Origin of the sequence: Streptomyces sp. NPDC048603 (assembly GCF_043199475.1) — a bacterium.
GTDB lineage: Bacteria > Actinomycetota > Actinomycetes > Streptomycetales > Streptomycetaceae > Streptomyces.
In genome coordinates this window covers 219,067-236,299 of record NZ_JBICVY010000006.1, presented here as the reverse complement: position 1 = coordinate 236,299, position 17,233 = coordinate 219,067, and the positions used below count along the sequence as shown (strand labels likewise).

Below are 17,233 nucleotides of genomic sequence, written 5' to 3'. Positions count from 1 at the left end.
CCGGACGGGGCCCGAGCCGTGCGGGACGCGAGGGCCCACAGGCACGGCTCGCCACGACCACCCCGGTCGGCGGATCGGGCCGCTCAGACCGCTCAGGCCGCCCGGTCGGCTCAGGCGGAGCCGGACGGCGGCGGTGGCGGCACCGGAACGCCCATGATCTCGCGGGAGTGCCGGTTCGGGACCATCTGCAGGCGCCAGGCCTGCCAGCCCTCCGCCGGGTCCACACCGCGCGCCAGAACCACCCCGTACGCCTCCACGCAGTCCTCCAGCCGGGCGTCCCGGGCCGGGTGCGGGGACGCCCCCAGGGCGGCGAGCTCCGCCGCGGCCGCCTCCGCCTCCGTCTCGCCCGCACCCCCGGCGTACGGCAGCATCGTGCAGCGCAGGAACCGCGCCCAGTCCTGACCGCGCAGGTCCCCGTACGAGACGAACAGCGCCAGCGCCTCCTCGCACAGCGACACCGCCTGCGCCAGCCGGCCGTTCCCCGCGTCCACCACCGCCAGCTCCAGGCAGGTCCACGCCTCCCCGTGCGCCAGCCCGATCCGGTGGAAGTCCGCCCGCGCGTCCACCAGCAGCTGCCGGGCGAACCCAGAGTTCCGCAGGTTGCCGGTCTGCGCCGCCCGCTGGTCTCGGGTCACCCGGCCCGAATGGTGCCGCGCGCACGCCAGCCCGTACACGTCCCGCATCCGCGAGAACATCGTCCGCGCCCGCTCCAGCTCCCGCACCGCCCGGTCCCGCTCGCCCAGCTCCTCCAGCGACTGCCCCAGGTAGTACAGCGACCACGCCTCGCCCCGCACGTCCTCCGCCTCCCGGTGGCGTACGTGCGCCTCCCGCAGCCGGTCCGCCGCAGCCGACGGGTCACCGCCCACCAGCCGTGACCGGCCCAGCTGGGTCAGCGCCCATGCCTCGCCCCGGGCGTCCCGGGTCCGCCCGTACAGCTCCAGCGCCCGGTGGAACTCCTCCTCCGCCGCCCGTACGTCGTCCGTCCGCAGGTACACCTGGCCCCGCTGGAAATGCGCCCACGCCTCCCCGTGCACGCTCTCGCTCTCCCGGTGCAGGGCGAGGGACTCCTCCAGCAGCGCCAGCGCCTCCGGCAGGTGCGCCAGATCCCGCTCCACCGCCGCCAGCGCGTGCAGCGCCCACGCCCGGTCACCCGCCAGCTCCGCCCCCTCCTGCAGGGCGACCGCCTCGCGGATCTTCGCGGCCGCCTCCGCCAGATGCCCCTGGTGGTGCAGGGTGATCCCCAGCGACACCAGCGCCCGGGCCGCACCCGCCTGCTGGTTCGCCTCCTTGAACTGGTCCACCACCGAGCTCAGCGTCGTACGCGCCCGGTCCAGCTCGCCCAGCTGCCGCGCCGCGATGCCCGTACGCCACTGCACCGAGCGGACCATCACCGCCCGGCCGTCGACAGCGCCGCCGGTCCCGGTCCCGGTCCTGTTGCCGGTCATGTTCCCGGTCCCGCTCGCGAGAGCGGTTCCGCCGGTGCCGTCAGCCTCACCGGCCTCGTCGGCGTCGCCGGTCTCGCCGTCGGCCGTCCCGGCCACCGCCTGCGTCAGCTCGTTGATCTCGCCCAGCCGGTACAGGTCCCCGCGCAGCAGGCAGTGGTCGCACAGCGCACCCAGCAGGTCCAGCACCGCCTGCTGGTCCACCCCCTCGGTGTGCCGCAGCGCCGCCGTGATGAAGCTGGACTCCTCGTCCAGCCAGCCCAGCGCCGCCTCCACGGAGGCGAACCCGTGCCCGCCGAACTGGTTCGCCCGGGTCGACGTCCGGCCGTCCACCAGCCGGATCACCGAGTCCGCGAGCTGCGCGTAGTTCCGGATCAGCCGTTCGTGCGCGGCCGCCAGCACCTCCCGGCCGACCGTCTCGCGCTGCCGGGCCGCGGCGTACGAACGCACCGCGTCGTGCATCCGGAAACGGTGCCCACGCACCCGGTCGACCAGCCCGGCCCGCCACAGTTCCTCCAGCGTGCCCAGCGAGTCCCGCTCCGGTACGTCGAGCAGCGCGGCGGCGGCCGCGGCCCCGAGCGAGGCCCGCCCGGCCAGCGGCAACCGCACCAGCAGCCGAGCCGCCCCCTCCGGCAGCTCCCGCCCGGCGACCCGGAGCGCCCGCCCGAGAGCCCCGCCCGTACCACCCGGGGCGGCGGCCCCGCCCGGGCCGCCGGTGCCCTCCGGGCCCGGCGCCCGCATCGCCTCCACCAGCGCCCCGGCCCCGAGCCGCGGCACCAGCGGCCCCAGCACGCGCAGCGCCAGCGGCAGCCCGCCGGCCTCCCGGGCGAGCTCGCCCGCCCCCGTCCCGGCCGTGCCGGACCCCGCCGTACCGCCGGACCCCGCCGTACCACCGGACCCCGCCGTACCGCCGGACCCCGCGGTACCGCCGGACTCCGCCGTACCGGTCCCACCCGCCCCCGGACCGCTCTCGCCCGCCCCCGGACCGGTCCCACCCGCTGCCGCCAGAAGCAGCCGCACCGCCTCCTCGCCCCCCAGCGGCGCCACCTCCAGGTGGTGCACCCACGCCGGGGTGTCCGAGGGAAGGGCAAGCGGCTGCCGCGCGGTCACCAGCACCAGCGAGTCCGACCGCTCCGGCACCAGCAGCCGCACCTGCTCCGCGTCCACAGCATCGTCCAGCACCACCGCCACCGGCAGCCCCTGCACGTGCTGGTGGTACAACTCGCCCAGCTTGCGCACCTGCTGCTCGGTCGAGGACCGCTCCCGGAACAGCAGCTGCTCCCGCGGCGCCCCCAGCCGGTTCAGCAGGTGCAGCAGCGCCTCCCGGGTCGGCAGCGGGGACTCCCCGCCCGGCGACCCGCCCCTCAGGTCCACCACGCACGCGCCCCGGTACTGGTCCCGCAGCTGGTGCGCCACCCGGAGCGCCAGCGCCGTCCGCCCCACCCCCGGCTCCCCGTGCAGGACCACCACCACCGGCCGGGTCTCCGTACTGGCCCGCGCCGCCTGCACCCACTGCGCGATCCGCGCGACCTCCGCCCGCCGGCCCTCGAACGCCCCGGCAGGATCGGGCAGTTGCCCGAAACTCTGCTCCAGTACCCGGCGCCGCCGCGCCTCCGCGCTCCGGTCCCCACCGCGCAGCTGCGTCCCGGCCCCCGGCCCCCGGCGCGGCCCCCGCGCGGCCACCGCCACCTTCCGCTGCTGCTCCAGGAACGGCCGGATCCCGCGCACCTCCAGCGCCGACAGCCACTGCAGCCTGAGCTGCTCCGGCCCGCCCGGCTGCCCCAGCGCACCCGCCCGCCGGTGCGCCGCCGGCAGATGCGTGGCCGTCACCTTCAGCACCGCCGTGACCGCCCCGGCCGCACCCACCACCGCTCCAGCGCCCAGCGCCGTACCGGAATCGACCCCCAGCGCCACGTCCGCCCCGAAGGCCGCCAGTGCCCCGACCGCCGTCACCAGCAGCGCCGTCGCCGTGTTCCCGCGCCGGAAGGCCTCCCCGAGCGACTCCTCGCCGGCCGCCGCCTCGTCCAGCGCCCGTACGTACGCCTCGTACTCCTCCGCCGCGCTCGCGGCCAGCGCGTCCAGCGCCTCCCGCCCCCGCGCCAGCAGCGCCGCCCCGTCGACCGCCGCCGCCCCGGTCCCGGAACGCCGCACTTCCTCGTCGACCGCCCGCACCAGAAGCGCTTCGGCCTCGCTCCGATGGCTGTCCCGCATCAGCAATCTCCTCCGAGCGTCCCGACAGGGCTCCCCAGTGTCCTGCGTGACCCCCGCGAGCGCGAGGGAATCTGAGCTAGATCAGAGGGAAGAGCGGTCCCCTACACTCAACCCCTTGATCCAACTCACTTGTACGGGGGACAACATGACGGTCCGTGATATTCGGACGGCGGCAAGGCTGATAGGCCGCCGCAACGCACTCCGCTACCTGGCCATCGGCGCCGGCGCCACCCTGCTGGCGGCCTGCGGGGGCAAGGACGAGCCGCCCGCGCAGAACGCGAACCAGGCCGCCGGCACGGCCGGCACCACAGCCGCCACGCCGGCCCCGACCACGCCGCCCAAGAAGAAGGGCGTCCTGGAGCGCTCCTTCGAGGCCTTCGTGACCGGCACCTGGCAGATCCGGTCGACCATGCCCGGCGGCGACGTGGTCCAGGGCAAGGCCACCGTCACCCCGCACTCCTGGTCCATCGCCTGGGAAGGCGGCGCCGAATCCTGGGAGGGCAACTACCGGCTGCACGGCAGCGGTGTCCTGGCGATCGGGTTCCTGACCGGCCCCAAAGCCCTGACCCGGGAGAACGACACCCAGGCCCACTCCGTCCCGGTGAACGTCGGCGAGAGCTTCAACCTCACGCTCCCGTGGCAGCCGCCGGGCAGCGGCAGCACCGGCGACGGCCAGCAACTCTCCGCCGCCTACGCCGACAACACCCTCACCATCCGCCACATAGAACGCTCCGGCAGCACCACCACCCACACCTGCACCCGCGCCTGACCCGCACGCGTGACCGACCTCCCTTTCGTGCGTTATCCCGAGCATCGGATGAACGCTCGATGGGGTGGGTGGCGCATGAAGGCTGAGGTGCGTGAGGATCACGCGACGCTGGCCGGGCTGGGGTTCGACGCCAGGGAACTGGAGGCGCTCGGCCTGGACGAGCCCGTCACAGCCGAACCCTCCGGGCTCATGGAGGTCTACCTGCGGCGCAGCAGCCGGAAGGAAGACCTGGCCACGCTTCGCGAACAACTGCGAGAGATCGTGCACTGGGCCGCGGCGAACGGTGTGCGGATTCGGCACGTCTGGTTCGAGCAGCTCTCGGCGTCCAAGAGTCACGTACGCCGAAGGGAGTTCGAGAAGGCCACCCAGGCGATCGTGGACGGCAGGTCCAAGACGCTCGGTGTATGGAAGACGGACCGCTTCGACAGGCGCGGCATGGGCGCGGTGGGACGGATGCTCGACGAGTTCGACCGCAGGGATGCGCGGCTCGTGTCCGTGTCCGAAGGACTGGATTCGTCCCGGGGCGGCCGTCTGGTCTTCGCCGTGCTGAGCGAGCGCGCCAGAGAAGAAGCGAAGGACATCGCGAGGCGCGTCAAGGTCGGCCATGACGCACACAAGGCGGAAGGGCGGCGGGGGACGGGGAGGCCGCCGTTCGGTCTCCACAGCCCACCCGGCAGTGGCAAGGTCCAGCCCCACGCAGATGAGTACGGCACGGCCCGGAGGCTGGCCGAACTGTTGCTCGACGGGTGCACGACGAGACAGACGGCGCACCGGCTCAACGAGGAGGGGCACCGGACCCGGAGTGGCGCCACCTGGTCCCCCACGGCGGTGAGCAAGCTCGCCCAGTCCCCGCTCTTCGCCGGTATGGTCCCGGTCCGTCGGCGCAGGACGGACGAGTACGGCAACCAGCTGGACAGCTGGGCCGGATACGGAGAACCGCTGCGTGACGGGGGAGACCAGATCGTGCTGTGCGGCGCCGGGGTCATCACCCCTGCCGAATGGTTCGAGATCAAGGGGCTCATTGCGGGCCGGATCGACGAGCGCTGGCTGACCGGGCAGCCCGGGGCGAAGTACCTGGGGGCGGGCAGCTACCGGTGCGGTCGACCGCGCGACAAGCACGGCACCGGGCAACCGGAACCCTGCGGTGGCCCGATGAGCCACCGCGGGGGCCGGTACGGCTGCTCCGTCCGCCAGACCCGGGGCAGGTCCGTCTGTGCGGGTGTCGTGACCCTGGCCGGTCGCATCGACCACGCGGTCGGGCAGGCATGGGTCGACCACATCAGGGCACTGGACCCGGATGATCCGGTCGTCGCCGAGGTGGCCCGCCGGTGGCTCGGGTTCGCTGATCCCCGGACGCAGGCAAGGAAGACCGAGATGCAGCAGGCTCTCGAATCGGCCCGGAAGCGCGTGAGGAGACTCGAGGACGATTTCTATGTCTACGGGAAGATCGAGGAAGCACGCTTCGAGGAGTTGAGCGAAGGGCAACGCGTCCTCATCGGGAACCTGACGGAGTCCCTCGAAGCGCTGGATGCCGAGTCGGTCCTTGCACCGCTCCGGGGAGTCGGAGCCCTGCGTGAGGCATGGGAGACGGCGGACATGGTGGACAAGCGGATGCTCCTGCAGTGCACCCTCGGGGAGAACGGCATCACGGTCAGACCCGCCGCGAGGCAGGGAGACCCCACACCGATCCTGGAGCGGCTCGACTTCGACTGGATCTCGAACAGGGGCGCTTGATCGGTGCGACGATCTGATCATCCGGTGAGACCTCCGCCGCCCCGGTGAGGGTGATGGGCGCGTGTCCGCCGGTGGGGCGCGGACTCGCCGGGTGCGCAAGGATGTGGGCCATGCCCAACCGACTCGCGCAGGCCACGTCCCCGTACCTCCTCCAGCACGCCGACAATCCCGTCGACTGGTGGCCATGGGAGCCCGAGGCGTTCGAGGAGGCCCGGCGCCGCAACGTACCCATCTTCCTGAGCGTCGGTTACAGCAGTTGCCACTGGTGTCATGTCATGGCTCACGAGTCCTTTGAGGACGAGCTGACCGCCGCCTACATGAACGAGCACTTCGTCAACATCAAGGTGGACCGCGAGGAGCGGCCCGATGTCGACGCCGTCTACATGGAGGCCGTGCAGGCCGCCACCGGGCAGGGTGGCTGGCCCATGTCCGTCTTCATGACGCCCGAAGCCGAGCCGTTCTACTTCGGGACGTACTTCCCGCCCGAGCCCCGGCACGGGATGCCCTCGTTCATGCAGGTGCTGGAAGGAGTGCGGACCGCCTGGGCGGGCCGGCCCGGCGAAGTGGCCGAGGTGGCCGGCAGGATCACGCGTGACCTGGCCGGCCGTACGCTGAGCACGGGGTCGGGCGGACTGCCCACCGAGGAGACCCAGGCCCAGGCGCTCCTCCAGCTGACCCGGGACATCGACCCGGCGAGCGGCTGGTTCAAGGGAGACACCAAGTTCCCGCCCTCGATGGTCATCGAGTTCCTGCTGCGACACCACGCGCGCAAGGGTTCCGTCGCGGCGCTGGAGATGGCCGAGGGGCTCTGCGGAGCCATGGCGCGTTCCAGCCTCTACGACCAGCTGGGTGGCGGCTTTCACCGCTACGTGCTCCGGCCGCGCCCCGGAGCGACCCTGGTCCCGCACTTCGAGGCGATGCTCTACGACAACGCGCTGCTCTGCCGGGCCTACGCCCACCTCTGGCGGGCCACCGGTTCCGAGCTCGCGCGGCGGGTCGCGCTGGAGACCGCCGACTTCATGGTGCGGGAGCTGCGGACCGCGGAGGGCGGGTTCGCCTCGGCGCTCGACGCGGACAGTGAGGACCCGGTCAGCGGGCGGCACGTGGAGGGGGCGTACTACGTCTGGACGCCGGCGCAGCTGCGGGAGGTGCTCGGCGAGGAGGACGGGCTGCTGGCGGCGGCGTACTTCGGGGTGACCGAGGAGGGCACCTTCGAGCACGGGGCCTCGGTGCTGCAGCTGCCGCAGGACGGCCCGGTGGTGGACGGGGAGCGGATCGAGGGGATCCGGGCCCGGCTGCTGGCGGCCCGGGAGCAGCGTCCGGCGCCGGGCCGGGACGACAAGGTGGTCGCGGCCTGGAACGGGCTGGCGATCGCCGCGCTCGCCGAGTGCGGGGCGTTCTTCGGGCGGCCGGATCTGGTCGAGCGGGCCACCGAGGCGGCCGATCTGCTGGTGCGGGTGCACTTCGACGCGGCCTCCGGCCGGGCCCGGCTGGGCCGGACCAGCAAGGACGGCAAGGCGGGGGCGAACGCCGGGGTGCTGGAGGACTACGGCGACGTCGCCGAGGGGTTCCTGGCGCTGGCCGCGGTCAGCGGTGAGGGCGTGTGGCTGGACTTCGCCGGTCTGCTGGTGGGCCTGGTGCTGGACCGGTTCACCGCGGAGGACGGCAGCCTCTACGACACCGCGCACGACGCGGAGCGGCTGATCCGCCGGCCGCAGGACCCGACGGACAACGCGGCCCCGTCCGGCTGGACGGCGGCGGCCGGCGCGCTGCTCTCGTACGCGGCGCACACCGGCTCGGAGGTGCACCGGACGGCGGCCGAGCGGGCGCTCGGCGTGGTGCACGCGCTGGGGCCGCGCGCCCCGCGCTTCATCGGGCACGGGCTGGCGGTGGCGGAGGCGCTCCTCGACGGTCCGCGGGAGGTCGCGGTGGCCGGCCACCCGGACGACCCGGCCACGGCCGAGCTGCACCGGGCGGCGTTGCTGGGGACGGCTCCCGGGGCTGTTGTGGCGGTGGGTCTGCCTCAGCGTGAGGGCACGGGCGACGGAGAGTTCCCCCTTCTGGCCGAGCGCACACTCGTGCACGACCTTCCGACGGCGTATGTGTGTCGACATTTCGTCTGCGCGCGGCCTACGACAGATCCGGTCGAGTTGGCGCGGCAGTTGGGTGGGGTTCGTCCCTGAAGATCCCGGAGTGGCATCAACTCCGCTGGATGATGGCTCAGTTCAGAAACTTGGTTTTTATCTGAAGAGTGTCTGGGTTTCATCTCCGCTGCCTAGTCTCATGGCTGCGGGGGCGGCGGGCCGGGGGGCCTGCCGGTGGTTCCCCCAGGGGGGTTTCAGCTCGCCGCGGTCCGGCAATGGTCGGCCGCGGCCTGCCTGTGGGGGGATCTTTTGTTCACGTCCGTGTTCATTGCTGCCATTTCCCTGGCGCTCTTCTGGATGGCCGCGTTCACGCTGTGGTGGCAGATGCACGCCTGGCGCACGCCCGAGACGCTGGCCGCGACCCGCTTCGACCGTCCCGACGGCGAGGGGAAGCTCGCCTTCTCGCTGCTCCTGCCGGCCCGCCACGAGCAGGCGGTGCTGGAGCACACCATCGACCGGCTGCTCGAATCCGGCCACACCGACTACGAGATCATCGTGATCGTCGGCCACGACGACCCGGAGACCGCGGAGGTCGCCGAGCGGGCGGCCGGCCGCGCGCCCGACCGGGTGCGGGTCGTCGTCGACCACCACGAGGCGAAGAACAAGCCCAAGGCCCTCAACACCGCGCTGCCGCACTGCCGGGGCGACATCGTCGGGGTGTTCGACGCCGAGGACCAGGTCCACCCCGAGCTGCTGGCGCACGTGGACCACGCGTTCCGCTCCACCTGCGCCGACGTGGTGCAGGGCGGGGTCCAGCTGATCAACTTCCACTCCAGCTGGTACAGCCTGCGGAACTGCCTGGAGTACTTCTTCTGGTTCCGCTCCCGGCTGCACCTGCATGCGCAGAAGGGGTTCATCCCGCTCGGTGGCAACACCGTGTTCGTCCGCACCGAGGTGCTCCGCGAGGCCGGCGGCTGGGACCAGAACTGCCTGGCCGAGGACTGTGACCTCGGGGTCCGGCTGTCCTCGGTCGGCAAGAAGGTGGTCGTCGCCTACGACTCCGACATGGTCACCCGCGAGGAGACCCCGGGTTCGCTGGTCAGCCTGCTCAAGCAGCGCACCCGCTGGAACCAGGGCTTCCTCCAGGTCTACCGGAAGAAGGACTGGAAGCAGCTGCCCGGCCGCGGCCAGCGCTGGCTGGCCCGCTACACCCTGATGACGCCGTTCATGCAGGCGGCCTCCGGGGTGATCATCCCCGTGAACACCGCCGTCGCGCTGTTCCTCGACGTGCCCGTCGGCATCGCCATCATCACCTTCCTCCCGATGATCACCGCGATGGTCACCTTCGTCTTCGAGATCGTCGGACTGCACGACTTCGGCCGCCAGTACGGGCTGCGCGTGCGCTTCGTGCACTACCTCAAGCTCGTCGTGGGCGGCCCCTTCTACCAGGTCATGCTGGCCGGCGCGGCGATCCGAGCGGTCTGGCGCGAGCAGCGCGGCCGCAACGAGTGGGAACTCACCAGCCATACCGGCGCCCACCTCGCCCGAGAGGACAGCCGCCAGTGACCGCCACCCTGCCCCCGGCCTCCGCCACGGCCTCGGCCACTGATCCCCGGTCCGCCGCCTCCGGCTCCGCTTCCGTCACCGGCCTTCCCGGCCCGGGCGGTCCCGGCCCGTCGCCCGCCTGGGTCAGGCCGCAGGTCCAGTTCCGGCGCTCCCGCCCGGACCTCCTCCTCTGCGGTGTCCTGCTGCTCGCGATCCTGCTCGTGCAGGGCTGGAACATCACCGCCTTCCCGCCGCTCTCCGACGACGAGGGCACGTACCTGGCCCAGGCGTGGGCGGTCCAGCAGGGCGAGGGGCTGGCCCACTACACGTACTGGTACGACCACCCGCCGCTCGGCTGGATCCAGGTCGCGGGTCTGACCTACCTGCCGTCGCTCTTCGTGCCCGAGTCCATGACGGTCGCCTCGATGCGCTTCGTGATGCTCCTGGTGTCGGCGGTGAGCGCGGTCCTGCTCTACGTGCTCGCGCGCCGGCTGTGGCTGCCGCGCTGGGCGTCCGGCCTGGCGATGGGCCTGTTCGGGCTGTCCCCGCTCTCCGTGGTGCTGCAGCGGGAGATCTTCCTGGACAACCTGGCGGTCATGTGGATGCTGCTGGCCTTCTGCCTGGCCGCGTCGCCCAGCCGCCACCTGTGGCACCACTTCGCATCGGGTCTGGCGGCCGCCACCGCCGTGCTGACCAAGGAGACGATGCTGGTGGTGCTGCCGGCGCTGCTGGTGACCATGTGGCGGCACAGCCACCGGGACACCCGCAAGTTCGCCGTCACCGGAGCCGTCACCGCCTGCGCCCTGATAGGCCTGTCGTACCCGCTGTACGCGCTGCTCAACGCCGAGCTGTTCCCCGGCGAGGGCCATGTCTCGCTGATCGGCGGGATCACGTACCAGATGGGCCGCGAGGGCTCCGGCTTCATCCTCGATCCCGGCTCCGGCTCGCACGGAGTGTTCCAGTCCTGGCTGTACTACGACGCGGTGCTGCCGCTCGGCGGACTGGCCGGCGCGGTCCTGCTGCTGCTCACCTTCCGCTGGTCGGTCACCGCCCGCGCGCTGGCCGGGCCCGCGCTGGCCGCGGTCATCCTGGCCCTGGTCGCGATGCGCCCTTCCGGCTACCTGCCGGCCATGTACGTCATCCAGGCCCTGCCCTTCCTCGCGCTGGTGCTGGCCGGCGGCGCGGCCAGCATCACCCACGCCGTGCTCCGCCGCGGCCCGTGGCGGATCACCTACGGGCGCTGGGCCGTGCTGGCGGTGCTCGTGGCGACGGCCGCGGTGTACGTCGTACCTCGCTGGTACGACGGGAACCGTACGGCGCTCACGGTCGACGCCAACGCCCCCTACCGGCAGGCCGCGGCCTGGCTGGGCACCGAGGTCGAGGCCCCGGAGACCACCCGGGTGCTGCTCGACGACGCGCTCTGGCTGGACGCGGTGCACGCCGGCTTCGAACCGGGCCTGGGCGCCATCTGGTTCTACAAGGCGGACCTCGACCCGGCGGTCACCAAGACCCTTCCGCGCGGCTGGCGGGACATCGACTACGTGGTGTCCTCGCCGACGGTGCGCCGGGACGCCCGCGACCTGCCCAACGTCAAGGCGGCGCTGGAGCATTCGACGCCGGTGGCCGTCTTCGGCAGCGGCGAGGACCGCATCGAGATCCGCAGGACCGACCGCGAGGACCGCGGGAACCGCGACCTGACGACGACCACGAGCGGGAGCTGAGGCACGCCATGAGCGAAGACCTGTGGACCTCCGCCGTACCCGATCCGACGCTGGAGGCGGCGCCGGGCGCGGAGCCCGGCAGCGTCACCGTGATCATCCCGACCTTCAACGAGTCGGGGAACGTGGCGGAGCTGCTGCGGCAGCTGGCCGCTTCGCTCCCGTCCCGGCTGCCGGTCGAGGTGCTGTTCGTCGACGACTCCACCGACGACACCCCCGAGGTGATCGAGAAGGCGGCCCGTGACTGCCCGTTCCCGGTGGCCGTGCTGCACCGCGAGGAGGCGGTGGGCGGGCTCGGCGGCGCGGTCGTCGAGGGCGTGAAGCGGGCGGCGACCGACTGGGTCGTGGTCATGGACGCCGACCTCCAGCACCCGCCGCACCTGGTGCCCGAGCTGGTCGGTGAGGGGGAACGCACCGGCGCCGAACTCGTCGTCGCCTCCCGCTACATCAGCGGCGGCAGCCGGGCCGGGCTGGCCGGGAACTACCGGATCGCGGTGTCCCGGGGCGCGACCTGGCTCACCAAGGGACTGTTCCCGCGGGCCCTGCGCGGCATCAGCGACCCGATGAGCGGGTTCTTCGCGATGCGCCGTTCGGCGGTGACGGCGGAGGCGCTGCGCCCGCTCGGCTACAAGATCCTGCTCGAACTGGCGGTGCGCTGCCGTCCGGCGAAGGTGGCCGAGGTGCCGTTCGTGTTCCAGGAGCGGTTCGCGGGGGAGTCCAAGTCCACCGCGAAGGAGGGCATGCGGTTCCTGACGCACCTGGCGTCGCTGCGGACCGCGAGCCCGCTGGCCCGGATGATCGGCTTCGGCCTGATCGGGCTGTCGGGTTTCGTGCCGAACCTGGCCGCGCTGTGGCTGCTGACCCGGGCCGGGATGCACTACCTGCCGGCGGAGATCGTGGCGAACCAGGCCGGGGTGGTGTGGAACTTCGTGCTGATCGAGGTGCTGCTGTTCCGGGACCGGCGGCAGTACCGCCACTGGGCGGACCGGGTCGGCCGGTTCGCGCTGCTCGCCAACGCCGATCTGCTGCTGCGGATCCCGCTGATCGCGCTGTTCGTGGCGAAGGCGGGGCTCGGCGTGCTGCCGGCGACCGCGCTGGCGCTGGTGACCACGTTCGTCCTGCGGTTCGCGGCCACCGAGGCCCTCGTCTACCTGCCGCGCAAGAACCGGCCGGGCAAGAACCGGCCGAGCCTGCCGCGCGAGAACTCCGGGAACCGCCACCCGGCCCACTGACCCGAGTCGTATCCGACCCGCGTCCGACCGGCGGCCGGGTCGAGCCGCACAAGACAAGGGAGTACGTCAACCATGCGCATCCCGAACCGACGGGTGCGGCGGGGCCGGCGACGGGCCGCCCTGCTCACCGTCGGGGCGTTGGCCGGCGGCCTGCTGCTGACCGCACCGCAGCAGGCCACCGCCGGCCCGCCCAATCTGCTCACCAACCCCGGATTCGAAACCGCCGGCGCCGCCGGCTCCGACATGCCCTCCTGCTGGTCGAAGTCCGGCTGGGGCGACAACGACTTCACCTTCGCCACCGTCGCCGACGCGCATTCCGGCACCAAGGCGATGCGGGTGACGCTGACCCGCCGGGTGAACGGCGACCGCAAGGCCCTGGTCACCGAGAACACGGCCTGCGCGCCGGCCGTCGTACCGGGCAAGCAGTACGACCTGTCGGCCTGGTACAAGTCCAACACCCCGGACGTGTCGGTGACCGTGTTCCGGCGGGAGTCCACGACGGGCGCCTGGCAGTACTGGACCGATCTGCAGAACCCGCCGGTCAGCGCGGCCTGGGCGCGTACGGAGGTCCGTACGCCGGTGGTCCCGCCGAACACGGACAAGATCGCGTGGGGGATCTCGGTGTACGGGGTGGGCACGCTCACCACGGACGACTACGCGATGGAGGAGGTCGGGGCGACGGGTCCGACGCCCACCTGCACCGGCACCGCGGAGGAGTGCGCCAAGGGCAAGTGGGAGGTGATCCCGGCGAAGAACCCGACGCGGTCGATGCACGCGGTGGTGCTGAAGAACGGCAAGGTGCTGCTGATCGCGGGTTCGGGCAACGACATCGCGCAGTTCAACGCGGGCACCTTCACCTCGGCCGTGTACGACCCGGCGAACGGCTCGTTCAAGACCATCCCGACGCCCGTCGACATGTTCTGCGCGGGTCATGTGCAGCTGTCGGACGGCCGGGTGCTGGTGATGAGCGGCAACAAGGGCTATCCGTCGGCCGACGGGAAGATCGGCTACCAGGGGCTGAAGGACTCCTACGTCTTCGACCCGGCGACCGAGAAGTACACCAAGACCAATGACATGAACGGCGGGCACTGGTATCCGTCGGCGACGATCCTCGGCAACGGCGACGTGATCTCCTTCGGCGGCCTGAAGGAGGACTCCACGGGCAACGTGACCGCGGAGAAGTTCTCGGCGGCGCAGAACAAGTGGCTGCCGATGAACGAGGTCAACCAGACCTGGTCGTACTGGGGCCTGTACCCGTCGATGATCCTCATGCAGGACGGCCGGCTGTTCTACTCGGGCAGCCACACCTTCGGCAACGGCACGCCCGGCACGGGCGCCTCGGTCTACGACTACGCGGCGAACACCATCACGGACGTGCCCGGCCTGCGCAACAAGGACCAGCGGGACGAGTCGGCGAGCGTGCTGCTCCCGCCGGCCCAGGACCAGCGGGTGCTGACCATCGGCGGCGGCAACAACGAGACGAACCCGGCTGCGAACCGGCTCACCGACGTCATCGACCTGAAGAAGCCGAGCCCGGCGTACACGGCGGGCCCGGACCTGCCGCAGGGCCTGGTCGACCAGGGCGCGGGCAAGCGGCCGCAGACCGGCGCCGAGGGCAAGATGTACGTGTCGGCGGTGCTGCTGCCGGACGGGAAGGTCTTCGAGACGGGCGGCGGGCTGTACGACCGGGCCGACCCGGTGTACGAGGCCTCCTTCTTCAACCCGGTCACCAACCAGTACGAGCCGGGGCTGGCCACCGACCCGATCCCGCGGACGTACCACTCGTCGGCGTTCCTGATGCCCGACGGGCGGGTCATGTCGGTGGGCGACAACCCGGGCAACGGCACGTACAACCACAACGTGTCGATCTACACCCCGCCGTACCTGTTCAAGGGGCCGCGGCCGCAGATCACTTCGGTGATCGACAACCAGTGGGTGTACGGGGACACGCAGCGGATCACCGTGAACCGGCCGGTCGCCAAGGCGGAGCTGATCCGTCCGGCCGCGGTCACCCACTCCTCGGACCCGAACCAGCGGTTCGTGGACCTGCCGCTGACCGTGGTGAACAACACGACGGTGGACCTGAACGTCACCAGCAACCCCAACCTGGCGCCGCCCGGCTGGTACATGCTCTTCGCGGTGGACGCGAACGGCGTCCCCTCCATCGCCCAGTGGGTGCACCTGGGCGGCGCGCCCGCCATGGCCGCGCTCGCCGGGGAGCAGGACCAGCCGTCCGCGCACCAGCACACCTTCGCCGACAAGCTGGGCCCGGCCAAGAAGAACCCGGCGAAGCGGGACTCGGCCCCGGTCAGTCCGAAGGTGGCGGGCTGCGACCGGCACTACGGCACGGCCACGGTGTGCGTGCCGACGGTCTTCCCGGCGGAGGTCCAGAGCACCGGCAAGGACCGCTGCGAGTGGCTGGCCACGCACAGGTACCCGAAGCGGATGAAGGTCAACGGCAGTGATCCGCTCCGCCTGGACGGGGACGGGGACGGCTACGCCTGCTGACCGACGCCCGGGCGGGGCGGGCGGAACACCCGTTTGACGGCTCGTCACCACGGTCCGGAATGGGATGTTCCTCCTAATCTGGGCCCATGCCCGAGACCACCCTGCCCAGCCCGCGCCGCCACCGACCCCCGGGCCGGTGGCGGCGCCTCGCCGTACTGCTCGCCTTCGGTCTGCTCGCCTTGCCGGCGCCCGCCTTCGCCGGGCCGCAGGGGACTGACGGGACTGACGTGACTGACGGGACCGCCGTCGGAACGATCGTCGAGTTCGCGGTGCCGACCGAGAACGCCAACCCGGTCGGCATCACCGGAGGCCCCGACGGGAACGTGTGGTTCACCGTCCAGGCGGTGGGGGACAACAAGATCGGACGGATCACCCCGCGCGGCAAGATCAAGGAATTCCCCCTGCCTGACCCCGCCAGCTTCCCGGACGACATCACCGACGGCGCCGACGGCAACCTCTGGTTCACCGAGCCCTTCGGCAACCGGATCACGCGGATCACGCCGAAGGGCCGGTTCACCGGGTTCCCGCTGCCGCAGGCGGACAGCTTCCCGTTCGGCATCACCCGCGGGCCGGACGGGAACGTGTGGTTCACCGAGAACGGGGCCGCCAGGATCGGACGGATCACACCGACGGGGAAGATCAAGGAGTTCCCGCTGCCCGCCGACAGCTTCCCGTACCGGATCGCGGCGGGCCCGGACGGCAATCTCTGGTACACCCTGCCCTTCGGCAACGAGATCGGGCGGATCACCCCGCGCGGCGAGGTCACCGAGTTCCCGCTGCCGAACCCGAACGGCGCCCCGTTCAACATCGCCGCCGGCCCGGACGGGAACCTCTGGTTCACCGACGGCGGCGGTCTCGATCACGAGATCGGGCGGATCACCCCGCGCGGCGAGGTCACCCGGTTCCCGCTGCCGACGCAGAACACCGGCCCGATCGGCATCGCGGCCGGCCCGGACGGGAACCTGTGGTTCGCCGAGTCCAACCGCAACAGGATCGGCCGGATCACCCCGGCCGGGGTGATCACGGAGTTCGACATCCCGACCCCGAACCTGGACAACACCCCCTTCCACATCGCCAAGGGGCCCGACGGCAACATGTGGTTCACGGAACTGGTGGGCAACCGCGTGGGCCGCGTGACCGTGGGCGGCCCCGGCCACGGCCACGGTCCCGGCAAGTCCTAGGCGCGGTACGCCGCGAGCGAGATGCCCACGTAGTGGGCGATGAAGGCGACCAGGGTCAGTGAGTGGAAGACCTCGTGGAAGCCGAAGAAGCGCGGGGAGGGGTTGGGCCGCTTCATCCCGTAGATGACCCCTCCCGCGCTGTACAGCAGGCCGCCGGCGATCACCAGGACGAGGACGGCGATGCCGCCGGTCCGCAGGAAGTCGGGCAGGAAGAAGACCGCGGCCCACCCCATCGCGATGTAGCACGGGGTGTAGAGCCAGCGCGGGGCGCCGACCCAGAACACGCGGAACGCGATGCCGGCGGCGGCCGCGAGCCAGACCGCCCAGAGCAGGGTCCGCCCGGTGGACGGCGGCAGCAGCAGCACGGTCAGCGGTGTGTACGTGCCCGCGATGATCAGGAAGATGTTGGCGTGGTCGAGGCGCCGCAGCACGGCTTCGCCGCGCGGCCCCCACGTCCCCCGGTGATAGACGGCGCTGACGCCGAAGAGCAGACACGCGGTGAGGATGTACACCCCGCAGGCCACCCGGCCCCGGGTGGAGTCGGTGAACGCCATCAGGACCAGGCCTGCGACGACCACGGCGGGGAACATCCCGGCGTGCAGCCAGCCGCGCATCACCGGCTTGGCCAGGGCTTCTGCAGTCATGGACGCCATGCTACCTACGGGTCCGTAGGTTTTTTATGGGGCTGGCCCCCTTGAGCCGCCGTGGAATCTGACGTAGATCGTCGGCTTTACCGAAGATTGAATCGAGTGGCGATGCTCACGTGAGAGGCCCCCTGGACATATGCGCACTTCCACCGGATGATCAGA

Annotated in this window: 10 protein-coding genes; 8 read left to right on the top strand and 2 right to left on the bottom strand. The window is 71.9% G+C overall.

Features of this window, described 5'->3' with window-relative positions:
- Nucleotides 1–110: 110 nt before the first annotated feature.
- Nucleotides 111–3,653 (bottom strand): tetratricopeptide repeat protein, encoded by a 3,543-nt coding sequence (locus ACGFQ9_RS16640; RefSeq protein WP_393574515.1) that lies wholly within the window; start codon nt 3,651–3,653, stop codon nt 111–113.
- A gap of 115 nt (nt 3,654–3,768) precedes the next feature.
- Between ACGFQ9_RS16640 and ACGFQ9_RS16635 the strand changes: the two genes are divergently transcribed.
- The 8 genes from ACGFQ9_RS16635 (at nt 3,769) to ACGFQ9_RS16600 (ending at nt 16,424) form a co-directional block, all read left to right on the top strand.
- Nucleotides 3,769–4,422 (top strand): hypothetical protein, encoded by a 654-nt coding sequence (locus ACGFQ9_RS16635; protein WP_393574514.1) that lies wholly within the window; start codon nt 3,769–3,771, stop codon nt 4,420–4,422.
- 87 nt (nt 4,423–4,509) lie between these two features.
- On the top strand, nt 4,510–6,156 hold the full coding sequence (locus tag ACGFQ9_RS16630) for a recombinase family protein (RefSeq protein WP_393574513.1): 1,647 nt from the start codon (nt 4,510–4,512) through the stop codon (nt 6,154–6,156).
- A 110-nt stretch (nt 6,157–6,266) separates the two neighbouring features.
- A complete protein-coding gene (locus ACGFQ9_RS16625) occupies nt 6,267–8,339 on the top strand; it encodes a thioredoxin domain-containing protein (protein WP_393574512.1) in 2,073 nt (690 codons plus the stop codon).
- 210 nt (nt 8,340–8,549) lie between these two features.
- A complete protein-coding gene (locus ACGFQ9_RS16620) occupies nt 8,550–9,806 on the top strand; it encodes a glycosyltransferase (protein ID WP_393574511.1) in 1,257 nt (418 codons plus the stop codon).
- Nucleotides 9,803–11,506, top strand: coding sequence for an ArnT family glycosyltransferase (locus ACGFQ9_RS16615; RefSeq protein ID WP_393574510.1), 1,704 nt, complete (start codon nt 9,803–9,805; stop codon nt 11,504–11,506). The genes ACGFQ9_RS16620 and ACGFQ9_RS16615 overlap by 4 nt, the downstream gene beginning before the upstream one ends.
- Before the next feature lie 8 nt (nt 11,507–11,514).
- Nucleotides 11,515–12,735 (top strand): glycosyltransferase, encoded by a 1,221-nt coding sequence (locus ACGFQ9_RS16610; protein WP_393574509.1) that lies wholly within the window; start codon nt 11,515–11,517, stop codon nt 12,733–12,735.
- Nucleotides 12,736–12,807: 72 nt separating this feature from the next.
- A complete protein-coding gene (locus ACGFQ9_RS16605; RefSeq protein WP_393574508.1) occupies nt 12,808–15,243 on the top strand; it encodes a galactose oxidase-like domain-containing protein in 2,436 nt (811 codons plus the stop codon).
- A gap of 86 nt (nt 15,244–15,329) precedes the next feature.
- Nucleotides 15,330–16,424, top strand: coding sequence for a virginiamycin B lyase (locus tag ACGFQ9_RS16600; protein WP_393574507.1), 1,095 nt, complete (start codon nt 15,330–15,332; stop codon nt 16,422–16,424).
- Here ACGFQ9_RS16600 and ACGFQ9_RS16595 read toward each other — a convergent pair.
- On the bottom strand, nt 16,421–17,077 hold the full coding sequence (locus tag ACGFQ9_RS16595; RefSeq protein ID WP_393574506.1) for a hemolysin III family protein: 657 nt from the start codon (nt 17,075–17,077) through the stop codon (nt 16,421–16,423). The two genes, ACGFQ9_RS16600 and ACGFQ9_RS16595, sit on opposite strands and share 4 nt — an antisense overlap.
- Nucleotides 17,078–17,233 lie beyond the last annotated feature (156 nt).